Consider the following 18,409-nt stretch of genomic DNA (forward strand, 5'->3'; position numbering starts at 1 on the left):
CAGGGCCGGCCAAAAGCGGCGCCCTTGCCCGGACCAAGCTTGACTTGGCACGAGCGCGGCGCATCGTCTTTCGCCCATCCGGTGCCCGCCGCGCCACGCTCCGCGAGAGCGGTGTTGCGCCACGGCACCCTCAACAGGCGGATCAGAGCGGCATGCGCCCGTACCTTCCCCTCGCCGTCCTGGCGCTCGGCCTTTTCACGGCTTCCTCCGTGCTGCCGGCGCTCGCCCGCTCCGGCCGCGAGGAGATCTCCCCGGCCGAGGAGCAGACCTTCCCCTACGACGCCGACATTCCCGGTTGCCAGGACACCGACGTTCTGGAGAAGGTCTCGACCCAGTTTGCCGAGAAGGAGGCGAAGTTCTGGAACTCGTCGCTGACGATCGTATCCTACGAGCGGATCGAGCGCACGGCGTGGCGGCCCTACGGCGTTGACTTCATTCCGCGCCGCTTCTGCTCGGCGCTCGCCACGACCTCGGATGGCGTGCGGCGCAAGGTCGATTACTCGGTGCGCGAGAGCCTCGGCATCATCGGCTCGACCTGGGGCGTCGATTTCTGCGTCCACGGCCTCGACCGCAACAACGCTTACGCCTACGCCACCGCCTGCCGGATGGCTCGTCCCTGATCGGGAGCGGGAAACGCGGGAGCGCGGCGGGTACAAGCTTGACTTGTAGGCTGCGCCCGGCATCGTCCTGAGGCGTCCCGACCCTGAGTCCCGTCCATGCCCCGCCTTCACCGCCTCGCCGCCCTGGCCCTCGGCCTCACCCTGGCCTCCGGTGCGCAGGCGCAGGATTTCGGCGGTTTTCGACGCGGCGGCGAGCCCGGTGCGTTCGACTTCTACGTGCTGTCACTCTCGTGGTCGCCGACCTACTGCGACGGCGACGGTGCGCGCCGCGACCGCAACGGACAATGCGCGCCGGGGCGCGGCCTCGGCTTCGTGGTGCACGGGCTGTGGCCGCAATACGAGCGCGGCTATCCCTCGAACTGCTCGGCGGTGGAGCGCCCGCTCACCCGCAATGCGGTCGAGGCCGCGGGCGAAATCATGCCGAGCGAGGGGCTCGCCCGCCACGAGTGGCGCACCCACGGCACTTGCTCGGGGCTTGATCCGCTCGCCTATTTCAAGGCGGTAAAGACGGCCCGCGAAGCGGTGACGATCCCCGAGGCCTTCGTGAAGCCGCAGGGCGACATGCGGGCCGCCCCCATCGAGATCGCCCGGCAGTTCGTGCTGGCCAATAAGGGCCTGCGTCCGGACATGATGTCGGTGACCTGCCGCCGCGGGCAGTTGCAGGAGGTGCGGATCTGCTTCTCGAAGGATCTGCGCGGCTTCACTCCCTGCCCCGAGGTCGCGCGCCAGAACTGCCGGGCGGGCGAGGTATCGGTCGAAGCGGCACAGTGAGCCTCCGTGGCGTCAGGCTCTGCGCCGGCCCGTCCAGCGTGACATCATCCGTTCAAAACGACCCCGCAGGCGGAGAAGCCGCAGCCGCGCGGCGTGGCGGCCCGTTCCCATCAGCCGGTCGAAGGCGAGCCCGAGGGTGAGGTCGGCCAGCTCGCAGGCCGAGGCGTTCAGGTACTGGTAGTGCTGCCCGCGGCCGGCGGCGAGGAGCAGGAACCACGGCCGGAGCGTGCCGCCGCCGTCGAGATCGAGGTTCAGCTCCAGGACTCGCAAGCGGCGCGAGCCGAAGACGATGTTGCTCAGGCCGGCACCGTGGGCCGCCACCACATGCGTCGCCCCGGCAAACAGCCGGATCTGACCGGCCATGTCGAGCTGTTCGAGGCGAACCTTTTCGAAGCCGTGCGCGGCGAGCAGGCGGTCGAGACTGCGGATCGCATAGGGATCGAGGAGGCGCGTGTCGCGCACGCGCTCGATGAAGATCCGCTGCGGGCCGCCACGGGCCGGCGCGGCGGAAGCAGCCTGAGCGAGGGTGTCGAAGTAAGCGAAGGTCTCGTCGTGCAGATGGAGGGCGGCGGCCTGCGAGTGGTTCGGCCAGATGAGATGGAGGTTGCGCGGGCGATAGAGGCCGTCCGCCACAGGACGGATGCGCCCTCCATCCGGGTCCAGGGCGAGAAGCTGGTCAAGCATTGCCGGCCGTCCATCTGCCGCCGGGGTCGGGCGGCGAGCGGGAAGGACGAGAGCCGCCTCCGGCAGGTGCCGGCGGGCGAAGGGGAGCTTCGGCATCGCCAGGGTCAGCAGGTGGTAGTGGTTGTCCCAGCCGCAATCGACGACGGTGACCCAATCCTCAGCGACGTCGATAGCCTCACGAAGCCGCGCCTCCGAAACGGTCGCGTCACCGCGGGCGAACATCGCGGTCTCGGCGACGGGACGCCCTTCGGCGGTGAGCGCGATCCCGTCGACGCCGGGGCCGAACCAGACATAGCCCCGGGGAATCGTGATGATGTCGAGCCGCGGCGGCAGGGTTGTGCCGCGATGCGGAACCTGCTTCAGGAGGGCGGTCGGGTCCTGGCCGTTGAAGGAGGGCTGGATGACCCGCTCCGGATCCGGCTCACGCCCACGGGCAATGGTCCTGCGGTCGGTCAGGTCCATGACGGAGATGGGGGCCGGCCGCACGGGACTCACCGGGTCCGCTCGGTCGCCCATCGCCTGAAACCTCGATACGCGGAAGCTGCCACCATGGTCCGATCACGTCGAAACACAGATCGGACACCGTCCCCGGCCGTCCGGTGAACTACCGCCACGCCTTCCACGCCGGCAACTTCGCCGACGTACTCAAGCACCTCGTGCTGACTCGCGTGCTAGCACACCTCGCTGCCAAGCCGAAGCCGTTCCGCGCCATCGACACCCATGCGGGCCTCGGCGTCTACGATCTCGAAGCGGATGAGGCCGGGCGCACGGGGGAATGGCATGACGGCTTCGGCCGGCTCGACACGCCGTTCGGGCCGGAGGTCGAAGCCCTGCTCGCGCCCTATCGGGCGGCGGTCGCGGCAGTGCGGGCACGCCACGGCGCGACCACCTATTCCGGCTCGCCCGCGATCATCCACGAGCATCTGCGAGCGGGCGATAAGGGGGTGTTCGTGGAACTGCATCCGGCCGACGCGCAGACACTGGCGCAGCGTTACGCCAGCGATTCCCGCACCAAGACCATGCATCTCGACGGCTGGACGGCGCTCAACGCCCTGATCCCGCCGCCCGAGCGCCGTGGCCTCGTGCTGATCGACCCGCCCTACGAGGAGCGCGGCGAGATCGACCGTCTGGGGGCCCACCTGCTGAAGGCGGTGAAGAAGTGGCCGACGGGGATCTATCTCGGCTGGTACCCGATCAAGGACGTCTCCGCGGTGGACCGCATGGCGGCCGCGCTCGATGCGGGGCTGGAGCGGCCAGCGCTTCGCCTCGACCTGATGATCGAGCGGCCCGACGATCCCACGCGGCTCACCGGCACAGGCCTCGTCGTCGTCAACCCGCCCTGGACGCTGGCGGCCGAAGCGGAGGTGTTCCTGCCGGCCCTGGCAGAGAGGCTGGCCCGCAGCGGCTACGGTGCGTTCCGCTGCGAACGGCTCGGGCCGGAGGGGTGAAAGAGCGACGGCCCCTTCAATGCAGGGTCCCCTCCCCCGACTCGGGCGGATCGTCCAAGTCGGCGATCGCCTCGGCGAAGGGGAATTCCAGGACCACGTCGCCATCCTCGTCGGTGACGACGAGGATAGCCGCGACGAGACGCGGGTCGCTGCCCTCGTCCTCCAGGCTCGCCCGGATCGTTGCCCGCGCCACGCGCCACGCCTGATCGGGATCGCGCAACTCCACGCCCTCCTCGTCGGTGAGCGTGTCGGCGGCGATGCGGGTGTGGAAGAAGTAGCGCGGCACGGGGAACGCTTCGCTTACTTGGACTGGGATTGACCTTGCTGCGGGTCCTGTCCGCCGGACTTGTCCTTCTTGTTGGCCTCATGGTGGCCAATGGCGCAGCCGGCGGCGGCACCGGCCTTGCCGTGGCCCGCCATGCTACCGGCCGCACCGCCGACGACGGCGCCCTTGAGGCAGCCCTTGGCCTCGACCGGACCGGCGAGGGCCGCAACGCCGACGGCGAGGACGGCAGCAGTCAGAATCGGATGCTTCATCGCGTAAGCCTCTCGTTGAAGCATCGCTCGGAATCGATGTTCCGGGTCGATGCGATCGGGTGAGACGCCAACTGACCGGGACCGCATCCGTTCCGCGACCGATCAGGCCGCCACCCGGCCCTCGAGCGGGAACACCTTGGCCGGGTTCATCAACCAGGCCGGATCGAACACGTTGCGCACCCGCATCTGCTGTTCGAGATCCTCCTGCGCGTACTGGAAGCGCATCAACTCGCGCTTCTCGATGCCGACGCCGTGCTCGCCGGTGAGGCAGCCGCCGACCTCGACGCAGAGCTTGAGGATCGCGTCCCCCGCGGCCTCCGCCTTCTGCAGTTCGCCCGGCTTGTTGATGTCGAACAGGATCAGCGGGTGCAGGTTGCCGTCGCCGGCATGGAACACGTTGGCGACGCGAAGGCCCTGCTCCGCGCAGATCGCCTCGATGCGCTCCAGCACGTGGCCGAGCTGACCAGTCGGGATCGTGCCGTCCATGCAGATGTAGTCGGAGATGCGCCCCGTAGCACCGAAGGCGGATTTGCGGCCCTTCCAGATCGCGGCGGATTCAGCTTCCGATTTCGAGACGCGGATGCTGGTCGGGTTGAACCCTGCGGCAATCGCCTCGATGCGCGCCAGCATATCCTCACATTCTTCGTCCGAGCCCTCGACCTCGATGATGAGCATCGCCGCGGCGTCGCGCGGATAGCCGGCCTTGGCGAAGTCGTCGGTGATGAGGATCGCCTCGCGGTCCATGTATTCGATGGCGACTGGAATGATGCCGGCGCCGATGATCGCCGCGGTGCAGGCGCCGGCATCCTCGACCGAAGAGAACCCGACCAGTGCCGGACGCGCGCCCTCGGCCGCGCGCAGGATGCGCACGGTCGCCTCAGTGACGATGCCGAGCTGGCCCTCCGAGCCGCAGATCAGACCGAGCAGGTCGTATCCGGCGGCATCGAGGTGCTCGCCGCCGAGCTCGACCACGGTGCCGTCGTTGGTCACGAGCGTGACGCCCATGAGGTTGTTGGTGGTCACGCCGTATTTCAGGCAATGCGCGCCGCCGGAATTCATGGCGATGTTGCCGGCGATGGTGCAGGCGAGTTGGCTCGACGGATCGGGCGCGTAGAAGAAGCCCTCATGCGCCACCGCCCCGGAGATCGCGAGATTGGTGATGCCGGCCTCGACCCGCGCGATGCGGTTGGCGAAATCGAGATCGAGGATGCGCGTCATCTTGCCCACCCCGAGGATGATCGCGTCCTCCTGGGCGATGGCCCCGCCGGCCAGCGATGTGCCGGCGCCACGCGGCACCACCCGCACGCCGTTGGCATGGCAGAAGGCCATCACCGCCGAGACTTCCCGCGTCGTGGAGGGCAGCACGACGGCCAGCGGCATCTTGCGATAGGCGGTGAGCCCGTCCGTCTCGAAGGCGCGGCGCTCGTCCTCCGTCGTCACAAGAGCCTCCGGTGCCACCAGCGCGGAAAGCCCCTCGATGATCGCCTCACGGCGGGCGACGACATCCGCATCCGGTGCGGGGAAGGCGATCGACATGGCCGGCATCTCCTCCAGAAATCGGTTCGACGTCTTCGCTCGGACGCGCTCTCACGGACCGAGACCAATCCCGTGGTGAGCGCTTCTGTCGTCCGGCCATCCACAGGCACGGCTCGCGGCCTTCAGCCCCGCTTCAGCCGCCACAGCCCAAACCCGTTCGGACGACGCCGGAAGCACATTCTAGCCGAAACACGTTCGAGACGCACAGTGGTTCCCGCCGACCCATGCAGCCACCGAAAGCAGCGTGAGCGTGTTCGTGAAGCGACCTCGGCTGGACGCCTGCCCGGCTTAGTCTATATCTGTTCTAAGGCTAAAAGCTCTGCCATAAGCAAGCCGGCTTCGGCCGTTCCAAGGAGGAAAAAAACGATGCGTCATCTCATCCTCGGCGCCGCCTTCGCGCTGCTGCTTCCTGTCGCCGCCCATGCCGAGGGCGATGCTGCCGCCGGCGAGAAGGCGTTCGCTCCCTGCAAGGCCTGCCACAACTTCGAGAAGAACGGCGTCGGCCCGACCCTGAAGGGCGTCGTCGGTGCGAAGGCCGGTGAGGGCGCGGATGGCTATGCCTTCTCCGATGCGCTGAAGAAGTCCGGCATCACCTGGGACGAGGCCAACCTCAAGGAGTGGCTCACCGACCCGAAGAAGAAGGTGCCCGGCACCAAGATGGTCTTCCCCGGCATCAAGGACCCGAAGAAGGTCGACGACATCATCGCCTACCTCAAGACCAAGTCCTAAGTCCGGATCGGCGTCTTCAAGTCGCCGTCTGAGAAACGGAAAGCCGCCCTTCGGGGCGGCTTTTTCGTTCCGGCCGATGATCGGGATAAGCCCGTCAGCCGGGCGCGTTCGCCGCGGCCAGTTCGGTGCTTCCGGCGCGGGCATGAAGCTCGTCACGCATCAGAGCGAGGCTGTCGAGCAGCGCCCGCCGCGCGTCGAGGGTCATCCCGGTCATGCCGCCCACCGTGTGGGGCAGGCAGTCCATCTTGCCCTTGAGGCCGCGCCCCTTGTCGGTGAGGAAGATGCTGACTTGGCGCTCGTCCGGCCGGTCGCGGGCGCGGCGGACATGCCCCGAAGCCTCCAGGCGCTTGAGGAGGGGCGTCAGGGTGCCGGAATCGAGGAAGAGGCGGCTGCCGATCTCCTTGACCGATAGGCCTTCCTCCTCCCACAGCACCAGAAGCACGAGATATTGTGGGTAGGTCAGTTCGTGGTGGGCCAGCAGGCTGCGGTAGGCGCGACCGAAGGCGTGCGCCGCCGCGTAGACGGCGAAGCAGAGTTGGTTGTCCAAGAATTGCGGGTCATCGCGGCCCGTTTGACTCATGACACTCATCCTCGGTGCGCGCACGGCGCACTGGCGTTTCGAACCCGCGGACGGGTCTGACACCGGCAGATATGGGGGCGGCGAGCCGCCTTCGCGAATCGTTGGACCGCCACGCGATCCACCGACACCTTCGGAAAAGACCCCTGCACGGAAGGCAGCAGCCTCTCTCGGCTCTGTAATCTTCCGCGACAGACATCCCGACCGACGGCAGCCGCGCGGCGGAATCCGTGCGACGGTCCTAAGGTCCAGACCGTAAAGAAAAATCGTCGTGGGTACAATCGAACCACGCGCATGGCTTCTGCCGTCATCCGCATGAAAGTCGCGCTGCCGAGCTGAACCGGCAGGAAACATCCGTTCGTGCCTCGAAAATGCGGAGATCGGGGTGCGTCTCGCGAGCGCCGCTTCGCAACCGGTTCAAGAACGAAGCCACGCGGTGCTCCGTGCCAGTGTCCTGTAGGGGCCGCCTACGGCTCAGAGAGCGCACGCGGGCGGTCACGCCGCGCGGAGCAGCTCAAGTGCGTGGTCCTGGGTGTCGGATCCAGGACGACGCACTCACCGCTTGTTTTGGCATCGTCTTTTTCCGAAAGCCGGTGGCCACCTTTTCGGGACGATGCTCTAGCTCTTGCCGTTCCCCGCATCGTCCCCGGTCGGCTCGGCTGGGCTGTCGATGGTGCACGAGACCGCCTGCACCGCCGCATCGGCCACGGCGCGCTCGCTCGGAAGGGCCGCGATGACCCGAACCACCGCGAATCCGCGCCGGGCGGGCGCGATGATGCGCACGTCGCGCGTCACCTCGCCGGCCACGTCGTTGGCCAACGCCTCGTCGTACTGGGCGCGGGTCATCACCACGAGGTCGAGGCCGCCGCGCACCGCCGCCTGATCGGTAACCGCGTAGAAGGCACCCCGGCGGCTGTGCATCGAGACCGAGAGCATCTGCGAGCCGGCCTGGGCTGAGACCCGCATCGGCCCGTCGTCGAGATCGTAGGAACATACGCCGACCGAGACCGCCGGGTCGGGATTGGGCAGCCACTCCCCGCCCGAAGCGGACGGACCGCCCGCCAGGCCGTGAATGCGCAAGGGGTGGTCGAGGGATTCGCTCGCCCGGGCGCGGGTGAAGGCGTCACCCTCCGAAAAGCGCGGAATCGCCAGCACAGTTGCGATGTGGACGATGCCGGCGATGACGAGACCGCAGGCGGTGGCGAGGAGGAAGGCGCTCCGGCTCATGAACCGCACCCCGTCCGTTCGATCGCCGGCAGGCTGTCGCGGTCGAGCGAGCCGACGCTCGCGGCGACCGGTGTGTCGTAGAGGCGAAGCGCCAAGCGCACCGGGCCGCTGGGCCGCGGCATCGGCAGCCAGTTGCCCGCCTGAACCTCGGGACTGAGCAGAATCGCGAAGCGGCCGTCGGTCTCGCGCAGGATCTCGGTAGAGGTGAAGCTCGTTCGCACGGGCTCCTGCCCGGCTGCAGACGCGCCGCGACCAGTCACAGTGATCGTCCAGGCGCGTGCCGGGGGCGTGACTCCCGCGAGGCGGTACGTACAGGCGGCGTCGAGGATGCGCCCGTCGTCGTCGCTGGCCGCCGTCAGCAGCATGCCCTCGCCGACCGCGAGAGGAATGTCGCCGCGGCGAGCATTGACGGCGCGGGCATAGGGGTCGGAGTCGAGCGAGCCCGCCCGCGGCCACGCCGTCCAACTCCCGATCGCGGTTCCGCCGAAGGGATAGCCGCCGCTGGTGGCATAGTCGGCACTGGCGAGGCCCAGAAGGCCGCCGAGGGTCAGCGCGTAGACGAACAGCCCGACCCGAGAACTGCGTAAGGCTGCGTTCCGCGCGAGGCGGCGCAGGCGTGAGGATTGATCCTCACGCAGATCCCGACGCGCATCCTCACGCCCAGGGGCTCCGGTCGCCGGGCCGATTCCACTCGACAGAGCCATGAAGCGGCCTCAGGGCGTCCCGAAGCCGCCGGAGGCGCGCGCGCCCTCGGCGACGTCGACCGGTGCGAGGCCGGGTGGCCGCATCCGGTCGGGGGCAACGGCGCCGGAGCGCGCCGGATCGGGCTTAGAGGCGGAGCGACTGGTCTCGACGTTGCGGAACAGGCCGTTCAGGCTCGACAGCACTTCGAAGGAGCGGCGCGAGAGCCGGCCGCTCGAACTGGCGGCCGCCGCCGCACCGTCGGCCTGGGCCTGGGCGGCCTGCGGCGCGCCCTTGCGGTCGTTCAGGCCGGGCATCGGCTTCAGCTCGATGCCCTGGTGGGCGGGTGCCATGATCTCGTGCCACGTCATCGCGGGGAGCGAACCGCCGGTCATCTTGTTGGTCGGGCTGTGGTCGTCGTTGCCGTACCAGACGGCGCCGACATAGTTGCCGGTGTAGCCCACGAACCACGCATCGCGGTAGCCATTGGTGGTGCCGGTCTTGCCCGCGACCTTCACGCCCTCGATCTGGGCCTTTCGCGCGGTGCCCTCCTCGACCACCTTGTTGAGCATGTAGTTCATATCCGCCGTCACCTGGGACGAGAGCACCTGCACCGGCTTCTCGTCGGCGTGGCGGTAGATCACCTCGCCGCTGGAATTTCGCACCTCGGTGGCGACGTAGGGCTTGGCGACCTTTCCGCCATTGGCGAAGACCGCGAAGCCCGCCGCCTGATCCATCACCGTCACCTCGGTGGCGCCGATCGGCAGGGAGGGCGTGTCGGTCAGCGGGGTCGTGACGCCCATCGCCTTGGCGAGCTGGATGATCTTGGCCCGCCCGGCCTTGGCCGCGTTCCACTCGTGGGTGATGCCCATCCCCTTGCCGATAGCGGTGGTGACCTTGATCGGGATGGTGTTGACCGACTTCGCCACCGCGAGCCACATCGGCTGGCGGCCGGAATAGGAGCGGCCGTAATTCTGCGGGCACCAGTTGCCGACGCAGACCGGCGAATCCACCACCGGCGTGTCGGGCTTGAACAGGCCGGACGCCAGGGCCGCGGCGTAGACGTAGGGCTTGAACGAGGAGCCCGGCTGGCGCAGCGCATCGGTGGCGCGGTTGAACTGGCTCTCGCCGTAATCGGCGCCGCCAACCATGGCACGCAGGGCGCCATCCGGATCGAGGATCACCACGCCCGCCTCGTCCACGTCGTACTGGTCGCCCAGCCGCCGCAGCATGTTCTCGACCGCTTGGTCGGCGGAGCGCTGGATCGAGAGGTCGAGCGGCGTCTTCACCGTGAGCACGCGGTCGTTGCGGAGCTTGCCCGCATCGGCCATCCGCTTCACCTCGTTGAAGGCCCAATCGAGGTAGTAGTCGGCGGTGATGTCCTTCGTGCGGGTCACCGGCGTCGCGGGGTTGCGCAACGCCGTCTGGATCTGGCCTTCCGTGACGAAGCCGGCCTCGACCATGTTGTGCAGCACGTCCACCGCCCGGCCGCGGGCCGCGGGCAGGTTGACGTTGGGCGAGTATTTGGTCGGCGCCTTGAACAGGCCGGCGAGCATCGCGGCTTCCGCCAGCGTGATGTCCTGCAGGCGCTTGCCGAAATAATAGTCCGCCGCCGCCACCGCGCCGAAGGTGCCGCCGCCCATATAGGCGCGGTCGAGATAGAGCTTGAGAATCTGGTTCTTGGTCAGGTGCGTTTCGAGCCAGAAGGACAGGAACGCCTCGTTGATCTTGCGCTCCAGCGAGCGCTCGTTCGACAGGAACAGGTTCTTGGCGAGCTGCTGCGTCAGGGTCGAGCCGCCCTGCATGCCACCCTTGCCGGACGAGTTCGAGACGAGAGCGCGCGCCGTGCCGATCGGATCGATGCCCCAATGCTCGTAGAAGCGCCGGTCCTCGGTCGAGAGCAGCGCCTTGATCATCAGTTCGGGGAAGTCGTCGAACTTCAGCGAGTCGTCGTGCTTGATGCCGCGGCGCCCGACCTCGGTGCCGTAGCGGTCGAGGAAGGTGACGGCGAGATCCTGAGCCTTCAGCCAGTTGTCGCTGGTGAGATTGAAGGCGGGCTGCGCCAGGAACAGCAGCAGCAGGGCGCCGGCCGTACCGATGGTGACACCCTCGCTGGTCAGGTCGAGGGCATAGCGCTTCCAGCCACGGACGGAGAAGACCTGCATCCGCGCCTGGAAGCGCTCGTAGGCCTCGGTCGTGGAATGGCCGCCCTCGTAGAGGCTCGCGTTCACCCAGGCATCGAAGGCCAGGGCCGCGCGGCTGATCCGCGTCGTCAGCGTCTTGAGGCTGGGCAGGCGCAAGGCGGATTCCGGTTTCTCTCGACGTTGGCCGGGTCGGCTTAGAGCGATGCTCCGGACAACGATACCCCGATACGTTCTGTATCAGGACACACGCCCACCCGCGAGCTTTCGCTTCCGTTAAGGAACGCGAAGAGCGGGCCGGCGCCCCTTCGGCGCTCCGTCAACCGTACATTAACGTTAAGACAATCCTGACAGCCGAATCCGGCCGTCGGATGGCGGATCCCCCGGCCATGCTTGCTCCCGGCGGCGCCATGCGGCAGGAGGAGCGCCTTGTCCCGAAACGATACGATCAAGGTAGGCGAGGCGCCAAAGATGGCCGAGCGCAGCGACGGGCCGTTCTGGCGCGTGAAGACCCTCGAGGCGATGAGCCCGGCGGAGTGGGAGAGCCTGTGCGACGGCTGCGGCCGCTGCTGCCTGCTCAAGCTCGAGGACGACGACACCGGCGAAATCCACCATACCGATGTCGGCTGCACGCTGCTCGACACCCATACCTGCCGCTGCCGTGATTATCGCAATCGCGCCAAGCGCGTGCCGGACTGCGTCCGCCTGACCCCGGAGGCGGTGCGCACGATCCCCTGGCTGCCGCCGACCTGCGCCTACCGTCTCGTGCGCGAGGGCCGCGACCTGCCGGTGTGGCATCCGCTGAAGACCGGCCGGCGGGCGAGTGTCCACGACGCGGGTATCTCAGTGCGCGGACGTGTCGCCGGCAACGAGGAGGAGTTTGCCGAGGATGAGCTGATCGAGCGCATCGTCGCGTGGCCGGACGAGGCGGCTTGAAACGCGAGGCTCAGGCCGCCCGCGGCAATGGCGGCGGGGGCCGAGATAGAGGCAGGGTCGCCACGGCGAGATTGAAATCGAGGGCCGTCTCGATCCCCTCCCGCCACAGCGAGAGCGGCGTCGCCTGGGCGAGCCGGATCGCCCCCTCGCTCTCGCCGTCGTCGAGGCGCATCTCCGCACCGAACGCCATGATCAGCCGTCGCATCGCGACGTTGTGGGACAGGCAGCTCAGGCGTAGCTCGGCGATGCCGCGGTTGCGGGCCGCCTCAGCCAGACGCTGCAGGAGCATCGAACCGAGCCCCGCCCGCCGAAAGCCCTGCTCGACCGTGAGCGCGACCTCCGCCCGCCGCAGGCCGGACGGCCCGTTGCCGAACGGGCGCAGTTCGCCGAGGGCCCGCAGGGTGCCGCCGACGAAGATTCCGACGACCACGCCCGACATGACCGTCGCCCGCTCCGCGTAGGATGCGGCCGCCCGGTCCCCGACCGCGGCCATGAAGCGGCTCGCACGCGTCTCGGGATCGAGGCGCAGGAAGAAGGCGCGCACCGCCGGTCCGTCGCTCGGCCAGAGACGGCGCAGGCTCGTCCCGCCGCGTCGCATGACAGGACGGCGCGAGAGATGATCGACGGGGAAGACCGGGACGCGGTGGGGAGAAGACATCGGGACGCGAAAAACTCGTGCGAAAGACTCGCGTGGCGAGCCGGATCGGCGGTCGGCCGCGCTGCCTCCCTCTCCTGGCGCGGTCAGGGAAGATCTGGGGCAAGAGCCTCCATACCGCAATGCAGCAAAGTGCTCGATCGCCGTCCGCGCCTGCATGGCTGGTCTGTCCGAACCCCAACGACCCGCACGAGGGTCGAGGCGGCTCGAAGCACGGTCGGGCACGTGCAGCTCCCGCCCGTGGAGCGCGGGGACGCCTCCCGGCCGGCATTTCCAGGCGATTCAGAGATTGCCCGATACCGGGCACGGCGCTCCCTGCCCAAGCAAACACCGAGATTTCGGGTATCGTGTTATCAGTTACTTAAATCCCTAGCGCTAGACTGCCTCCATGCGGCGGCTCCGGTATTACATCAGCAACGAAGAGGGATCGACAGCTGTCGAATTCGCCCTCGTCGGGACAGCTTTCATTCTGACACTTCTCTTCGTGTTGGGAGCGGCACTAGTCGCCTATATGAACCAAGCGCTCGACAACGCGACTGTGCGCGCGTCGCGCCAGATCCTGATCGGCGGCCTTCAGACGCAGTCCACGGCCGCGACACTGGCAAGTTTCAAGCAAAGCGTCTGCGGATACCTCCCCGCCGCCTTCTCCTGCAACGATGTCGTCGTCAACCTTTACGTCGTGCCGAAAGCGGGCCAGCCGAGCGGATACTACGCTTTCGTCAACAAGGACATGAACGGCTTGGCCGTGCCCAACCTCGCGACCGGGACAGGACAATTCAGTCTGGGTGGTCGAGGCGATTACCAGTATCTGCAAGTCATCTATCCGATCACCTTCCTGCCTCCGCAGATTTCATCCTGGCTGAGCGGCGGGGCAACCTTCAACGGCAAGCCTGCCTTCCTCGCGATCTCGTCCGCGGCTTTTCGCAACGAGCAGTACTGATGGCGGCCGCTCCTTCCCATATGCCCGCACCCGCGACGTCGGCCGGACCCGTTCCGGGGTGCCGCGGCGCCCGAGGCGCGATCGTGCTCAGGGCAGCCTTCACCGGTCTCGGCACGCGGGTCCGGCGCTTCCGCGCGGCCGACGACGCCATGGCCGCCATCGAGTTCGCGCTGATCCTGCCGACTCTGCTGCTGATCCTGTTCGCCGGGGCGCAGGTGGTCGCCTTCGTCAACGCGACGCGCAAGGTCGAGCTCGTCGCGCACTCGATCAGCCAGATGATCTCGCAGGCGGTTCCGCCGAAGAACACGACCGTCGCGCAGGTCAACGCCACCGACCTGCACTTCAGCTACGACGCGACGCTCGTCCTGTTTCCCTACGTGATGAAGGACGCCAAGCGCCGCGGCATGGAGTGGTGGCAAACCGTCTCGATCAACTACGCCGCTATCCAGTTCACGGCGAAGAACGACGCGTGCAAGAACAGCACCGACAACAGCGGCGACCTGAGCGCCTGCTACGAGGCAAAGGTGGTCTGGACCAGCACCGGCACCGCTCAGCCGGGCGGGGACAACTACCGGCCCTGCGGCACGGCGCAACTGCCGGCCGCCGACGACGCGTCCCCCAACCGGACGACCCTGCCGCGATCCTCGTTCGGCCCCGGATCGCTGGTGGCGATCGATGTGGTGTTCGACTTCGAGCCGACCTTCGGCTCGGGGTTCGTTCCCCCCATTCGGATCGCGCGATCGGCCTACGTGCAGCCGCGCTACGCCTCGCTAGTGGGATACGACACGACCAACAACGACGGGATCGCAACCAAATGCACCGGCTAATGACCCGCGCGGGCCGGCTTAAGGGCCGCGTGATGGACCTGGCCTCCGACCGCGGCGGCAGCATCAACGTCATGTTCGCCCTCGCGCTGCTCCCGACGATCGGCCTCGTCGGCCTCGGCGTCGATTACGGCATGGCAATCAGCAGCAAGACGCGGCTCGACAACGCGGCGGACGCCGCCGCGCTTGCGGGCGTGGTCACGGCCAAGGAGTACATCGCCGCCAACGCCAAGCAGAGCGACGTGACGACGGCCGGCCTCACCGCGGGGCGGAACCAAGGCACGAAAGCCTTCAACATCAATGCCGGCAAGGTCCCCTTCGCGACAGTCTCGCTGACCTCGCTGGACGTGACGCGGACCGGGCAGACGCTCACGGCGAAGGTGACTTACACGGCAACTGTTCAGAACACCTTCGGCAAGATCTTCGGGCTCTCGACCTCGATCGTGACCAACACGGTGACCGCCTCGGCCGATCTGGCCGGTTACCTCGACTTCTACCTCATGGTCGACGTGTCGGGCTCCATGGGCTTGCCGACGACCGATGCCGACGCGGCGCTGCTGGCCAGCAAGAGCGTCGAAGATCAGGGAAACTGCCAGTTCGCGTGCCACTTCCCCAACCGGAAAGGCTGGAACTTGGCAGCGGGAAAGATCCAGCTGCGGTCCGACGCGGTGAACAACGCCGTCTGCGCACTTCTGAACCGGGCCTCGACGCCGATCGTACCGAACCAGTATCGGATCGGCATCTATCCGTTCATCAACCGGCTCGCCACCCTCGCTCCCCTGAGCGATACCACCAGCTCTCTCGCCTCGCTGAGAACGGCGGCCCAGTGCGACAAGACCTGGCCGCTGGCCTTCACCAACCTGCTCGATACCGGATCGACGCAACTCTACACCAACAACGATCCGACCACAGGCACCGGCAGCGGCGGCACGCATTTCGAGAAGGCGCTGCCGCAGATGAAATCGACGATCCAACCCTATGGCAACGGCTCCAGCTCGTCGAACTCGAAGCCGTTCGTGTTCCTCATCACCGATGGCATGCAAAACAGCCAGTCCTACACGGCGTACCAGGATAAGAAGACGTTCTCAGGCAATCCTTCGAAGTTCGCGGGCTACCGCTACGCCGACTGGGACGGATCACAGCCCGCCCAGATCGATCCGGCCAAATGCACGGAGCTGAAGGACGCGGGCGCGACTATCTCGGTCCTCTACATCCCGTACAGACCTGTCAAAGACTACAGCAAGGACAGTTACATCATCTGGGAGAACAGTCGCGTCAACGGTTTCAGCCCGACGCTCGCCGAGCCACTACGCAAATGCGCCTCGTCGGGCCTCTTCTTCACGGCCAACACACAAGCCGACATCACCGCCTCGCTCGGAGCAATGTTCGACCAAGCGCTGAAGGTCGCCCGCATCACCGAGTGAAGCGGCGAAAGCCCGCATGTCGAAGCGGCACGGATGTTCGGGGGACAGGCCGCGCCGGCTTGATCGTGCGGCCGCGGCGCGGCAGACCGATGGCGCGCCATCCGTCTCGTCTCCTCCGCAAATGCGCTCGCCGGAGGAGCCGCCCCCTCACGCGAACGATCGGCCGAGATGCCCGAGAGTCACGCCCCTTCCCACGCCCCCTCCGACCATGCCCGCACCGGGCCTGTCTCTCCCGGCCGTGTCCGCGAGCGCTACGACGCCCTGGTGGCCTCGGGCGCGATCGAACGCGACCCGTCGCAGCTCCGCCTCGTCCAAGCCCTCGACCGACTGGTGCAGAACCTGGAGCGCCGCCGCCGGGCGAAGAAGGGCAGCGCGCTGGGTTGGCTGTTCGGGCGCAAGGACGACGACGCCGGGCCACCCACGGGGCTCTACATCTGGGGCTCGGTCGGTCGCGGCAAGACCATGCTGATGGACCTCTTCCACGAGGTTGCGCCGGGTCCGAAGCGCCGGGTTCACTTCCACGGTTTCCTCGCCGACGCGCACGAGCGCATTCACGCCCACCGGCAGGCGCTCAAGCGGGGCGAGGTGAAGGGCGACGACCCGATCCCACCGGTGGCCGACGCGCTCGCGGCGGAGGCGACACTGCTCTGCTTCGACGAGTTCACGGTGACCGACATCGCCGACGCGATGATTCTGGGCCGCCTGTTCGGAGCCTTGTTCAAGCGCGGCGTGACCGTGGTGGCGACCTCCAACGTCGAACCCGACCGGCTCTACGAGGGTGGTCTCAACCGGGCTCTGTTTCTGCCCTTCGTGGCGGAGCTGAAGGAACGGGTGGAGGTGCTGCGCCTCGACTCCCGCACCGATTTCCGGCTGGAGAAGCTCGGCGGCAGCTCGGTCTACCATGTTCCGGCCGACGCGGCGGCCGATGCCGCTCTGGATGCCGCCTTCAGGGCGCTCACGGGCCGCACGAAGGGCCGGCCGAGCACGGTCAAGGTGAAGGGGCGCGCGGTGCCGGTACCGGAGGAGGCCGGCGGCGTCGCCCGCTTTCATTTCGACGACCTGTGCCGGACGCCGCTCGGGGCCTCCGACTACATGGCGCTCGCCGATAGCTTCCACACCCTGATCGTTTCCAACATCCCGGTGATGGGCGAGGCGGAGCGCAACGAGGCCAAACGCTTCATCACCCTCATCGACACGCTCTACGACGCGCATGTGAAGTTCGTCGCCTCGGCCGAGGCCGAGCCGACCGGGCTCTACACCGCGGCGCAAGGCCGCGAAGCCTTCGAGTTCGAGCGCACCGCTTCCCGCCTCATCGAGATGCGCTCGGTGGAATACCTCGGAACGCCGCACGGTCGGGCGCCCTCACAATCGAGCACCGGCCTGGCCGAGACCTGATCTCCTACCCTGCCGGAGCGGCGCCGGGCTTCGTCCGGGGCAACGGCCGGCTGAGATAGGGTGAGCCGGGCACCAGGAAGCGCCAGGGCGCATCGACCCCGCGGCTGATGCCGATGCGGGTCGTGGCGGCAACCGTCACCGGTCCCTGCGGCGCCAGCCAAGCGAAGGGCGCCCGGTCGAGGCGCAGGCCATCGTGCGAGAGATCGATGCCGAGCGCCTGAGCGAGGCGGCCGGGCCCGGCGCAGAGAAGGCGTGGCGCGTCGAGCCCGCGGCGGGCGCGCATCGTCTCCAGCCCCGTGATCGGTTGGAGCGCGCGCAGCAGCACGGCACTGCCGGTCTCGCAGACGAGGTTGAGGCACCAGTGCAGGCCATATGAGCGATAGACGTAGGCGTGGCCCGGCGGTCCGAACATGCTGGCGTTTCGCCGCGTCGGCCCGGCGAAGCTGTGGGACGCCGGATCGGTCCGATCATAGGCCTCCGTCTCGACGATGATACCGCCGATGCCGTCCACGAGCAGGCCGTGACCGATCAGCGCGGCGGCGACGGTCGCGGCGGGACGATCGAAGAAGGCCGGGTTCATCGCACCTCGAGACCCCGCCTGGATCAGGACGCCCTCTGCAATTCGGCCCGGACGCGGGCGACGCCCGGCGGCTTGAGTTCCAGCGCCAGCCGCACGGCATCCTCCAGATAGGCTTGCGGGCTGATACCGGCGCTGGCCGCGGCCCGCGAAACCGCTTTGGCGAGGTCTGTGCTCAGCGCCACCTGCGTCGTCTCCGGCTGGGCCGGTTGCGCGGGCGCCTGGGAGGCCGCGGCATCGGCGGGCGGCAGAACCGTCGCGCCCGAGGTCTTACCGCCTAGGGCCTCCCGCCGGCCGAGAGCCGCGAGACGGTCGGCGCGCTCGTTGCCGGCCTCACCGGCATGGCCGCGCACCCAGGTCCAGCGCACGTCGCGGGCGGCGGCGAGGGCGTCAAGACGCTGCATCAGGTCGATGTTCTTCACCGGACCCGTGGCAGTGCGCCAGCCCCGTGCCTTCCACCCGCGCATCCATTCGGTGACGGATTTGACCACGTACTGGCTGTCGCAGCGCATCTCGATCGCGGCACCCTCCGGGAAATACGCCAGAGCGCTGATCGCAGCGGTCAGCTCCATGCGGTTGTTGGTGGTCGCGCGCTCGCCGCCGTGCAGCTCGACCGTGCCGGCAGGGTCCTGGATCACCACGCCCCAGCCGCCGGGACCAGGATTGGGATCGCAGCCGCCATCCGCGTAGACGATGGTTCGCATCAA

20 protein-coding genes are annotated in these 18,409 nt (G+C 67.9%); 9 read left to right on the forward strand and 11 right to left on the reverse strand.

The genetic code is table 11. The features are described from left to right. Positions 1-152 precede the first annotated feature (152 nt). Both FHU13_RS17530 and FHU13_RS17535 read left to right on the forward strand, forming a co-directional pair. Complete coding sequence (locus FHU13_RS17530; RefSeq protein ID WP_183437146.1) at positions 153-620, forward strand: hypothetical protein; 468 nt, start codon at positions 153-155, stop codon at positions 618-620. 96 nt (positions 621-716) lie between these two features. Continuing rightward, positions 717-1,391, forward strand: a complete 675-nt coding sequence (locus FHU13_RS17535; RefSeq protein WP_183437147.1) for a ribonuclease T2 family protein — start codon at positions 717-719, stop codon at positions 1,389-1,391. Positions 1,392-1,403: 12 nt separating this feature from the next. Here FHU13_RS17535 and FHU13_RS28410 read toward each other — a convergent pair whose 3' ends face one another. Next, positions 1,404-2,561, reverse strand: coding sequence for a DUF563 domain-containing protein (locus tag FHU13_RS28410; RefSeq protein WP_183437148.1), 1,158 nt, complete (start codon positions 2,559-2,561; stop codon positions 1,404-1,406). A 113-nt stretch (positions 2,562-2,674) separates the two neighbouring features. On the opposite strand from FHU13_RS28410, the gene FHU13_RS17545 reads away from it, so the two are divergent. Next, entirely contained in the window at positions 2,675-3,523 is an 849-nt protein-coding gene (locus FHU13_RS17545; RefSeq protein ID WP_183437149.1) for a 23S rRNA (adenine(2030)-N(6))-methyltransferase RlmJ, read from the forward strand. 16 nt (positions 3,524-3,539) lie between these two features. On the opposite strand, the gene FHU13_RS17550 is transcribed toward FHU13_RS17545, so the two are convergent. From FHU13_RS17550 to FHU13_RS17560, 3 genes are all read right to left on the reverse strand, one after another. Then, positions 3,540-3,809, reverse strand: a complete 270-nt coding sequence (locus tag FHU13_RS17550; protein WP_183437150.1) for a DUF6894 family protein — start codon at positions 3,807-3,809, stop codon at positions 3,540-3,542. Positions 3,810-3,823: 14 nt separating this feature from the next. Continuing rightward, positions 3,824-4,060 (reverse strand): hypothetical protein, encoded by a 237-nt coding sequence (locus tag FHU13_RS17555; RefSeq protein ID WP_183437151.1) that lies wholly within the window; start codon positions 4,058-4,060, stop codon positions 3,824-3,826. A 102-nt stretch (positions 4,061-4,162) separates the two neighbouring features. Next, positions 4,163-5,596 (reverse strand): FAD-linked oxidase C-terminal domain-containing protein, encoded by a 1,434-nt coding sequence (locus FHU13_RS17560; RefSeq protein ID WP_183437152.1) that lies wholly within the window; start codon positions 5,594-5,596, stop codon positions 4,163-4,165. A gap of 366 nt (positions 5,597-5,962) precedes the next feature. On the opposite strand from FHU13_RS17560, the gene FHU13_RS17565 reads away from it, so the two are divergent. Next, positions 5,963-6,325: a c-type cytochrome gene (locus FHU13_RS17565; protein WP_183437153.1), complete on the forward strand. Its 363-nt coding sequence runs from the start codon at positions 5,963-5,965 to the stop codon at positions 6,323-6,325. 94 nt (positions 6,326-6,419) lie between these two features. Here FHU13_RS17565 and FHU13_RS17570 read toward each other — a convergent pair whose 3' ends face one another. The 4 genes from FHU13_RS17570 to FHU13_RS17585 form a co-directional block, all read right to left on the reverse strand. Beyond that, a complete protein-coding gene (locus FHU13_RS17570; RefSeq protein ID WP_183437154.1) occupies positions 6,420-6,905 on the reverse strand; it encodes a MarR family winged helix-turn-helix transcriptional regulator in 486 nt (161 codons plus the stop codon). Positions 6,906-7,520: 615 nt separating this feature from the next. Further along, entirely contained in the window at positions 7,521-8,129 is a 609-nt protein-coding gene (locus tag FHU13_RS17575; protein ID WP_183437155.1) for a hypothetical protein, read from the reverse strand. Beyond that, on the reverse strand, positions 8,126-8,833 hold the full coding sequence (locus tag FHU13_RS17580) for a DUF1214 domain-containing protein (protein WP_183437156.1): 708 nt from the start codon (positions 8,831-8,833) through the stop codon (positions 8,126-8,128). Before FHU13_RS17580 ends, FHU13_RS17575 begins: the two co-directional genes overlap by 4 nt. Before the next feature lie 9 nt (positions 8,834-8,842). After that, a complete protein-coding gene (locus FHU13_RS17585) occupies positions 8,843-11,110 on the reverse strand; it encodes a transglycosylase domain-containing protein (protein WP_183437157.1) in 2,268 nt (755 codons plus the stop codon). 312 nt (positions 11,111-11,422) lie between these two features. On the opposite strand from FHU13_RS17585, the gene FHU13_RS17590 reads away from it, so the two are divergent. Further along, positions 11,423-11,887, forward strand: a complete 465-nt coding sequence (locus FHU13_RS17590; protein ID WP_183437230.1) for a YcgN family cysteine cluster protein — start codon at positions 11,423-11,425, stop codon at positions 11,885-11,887. 10 nt (positions 11,888-11,897) lie between these two features. Here the strand turns inward: FHU13_RS17590 and FHU13_RS17595 are convergent, their stop codons facing one another. Next, positions 11,898-12,545, reverse strand: a complete 648-nt coding sequence (locus FHU13_RS17595) for an N-acetyltransferase family protein (protein ID WP_409518513.1) — start codon at positions 12,543-12,545, stop codon at positions 11,898-11,900. A gap of 385 nt (positions 12,546-12,930) precedes the next feature. Here FHU13_RS17595 and FHU13_RS17600 point away from each other — a divergent pair, with 385 nt between their 5' ends. From FHU13_RS17600 to zapE, 4 genes are all read left to right on the forward strand, one after another. Beyond that, on the forward strand, positions 12,931-13,482 hold the full coding sequence (locus FHU13_RS17600; RefSeq protein WP_183437158.1) for a TadE/TadG family type IV pilus assembly protein: 552 nt from the start codon (positions 12,931-12,933) through the stop codon (positions 13,480-13,482). 83 nt (positions 13,483-13,565) lie between these two features. Next, a complete protein-coding gene (locus FHU13_RS17605) occupies positions 13,566-14,309 on the forward strand; it encodes a pilus assembly protein (protein WP_312889606.1) in 744 nt (247 codons plus the stop codon). Beyond that, a complete protein-coding gene (locus tag FHU13_RS17610) occupies positions 14,297-15,730 on the forward strand; it encodes a TadE/TadG family type IV pilus assembly protein (protein WP_183437159.1) in 1,434 nt (477 codons plus the stop codon). Before FHU13_RS17605 ends, FHU13_RS17610 begins: the two co-directional genes overlap by 13 nt. Positions 15,731-15,898: 168 nt before the next feature. Next, on the forward strand, positions 15,899-17,125 hold the full coding sequence (gene zapE, locus FHU13_RS17615; protein ID WP_183437160.1) for a cell division protein ZapE: 1,227 nt from the start codon (positions 15,899-15,901) through the stop codon (positions 17,123-17,125). Positions 17,126-17,129: 4 nt separating this feature from the next. On the opposite strand, the gene FHU13_RS17620 is transcribed toward zapE, so the two are convergent. Both FHU13_RS17620 and rnhA read right to left on the reverse strand, forming a co-directional pair. Further along, entirely contained in the window at positions 17,130-17,705 is a 576-nt protein-coding gene (locus tag FHU13_RS17620; RefSeq protein ID WP_183437161.1) for a DNA-3-methyladenine glycosylase, read from the reverse strand. 23 nt (positions 17,706-17,728) lie between these two features. After that, the gene (gene rnhA, locus FHU13_RS17625) at positions 17,729-18,406 is read right to left on the reverse strand and encodes a ribonuclease HI (protein WP_183437162.1); all 678 of its coding nucleotides are present in this window, start codon (positions 18,404-18,406) and stop codon (positions 17,729-17,731) included. Positions 18,407-18,409 lie beyond the last annotated feature (3 nt).

Source organism: Methylobacterium sp. R2-1 (assembly GCF_014191355.1).
GTDB lineage: Bacteria > Pseudomonadota > Alphaproteobacteria > Rhizobiales > Beijerinckiaceae > Methylobacterium.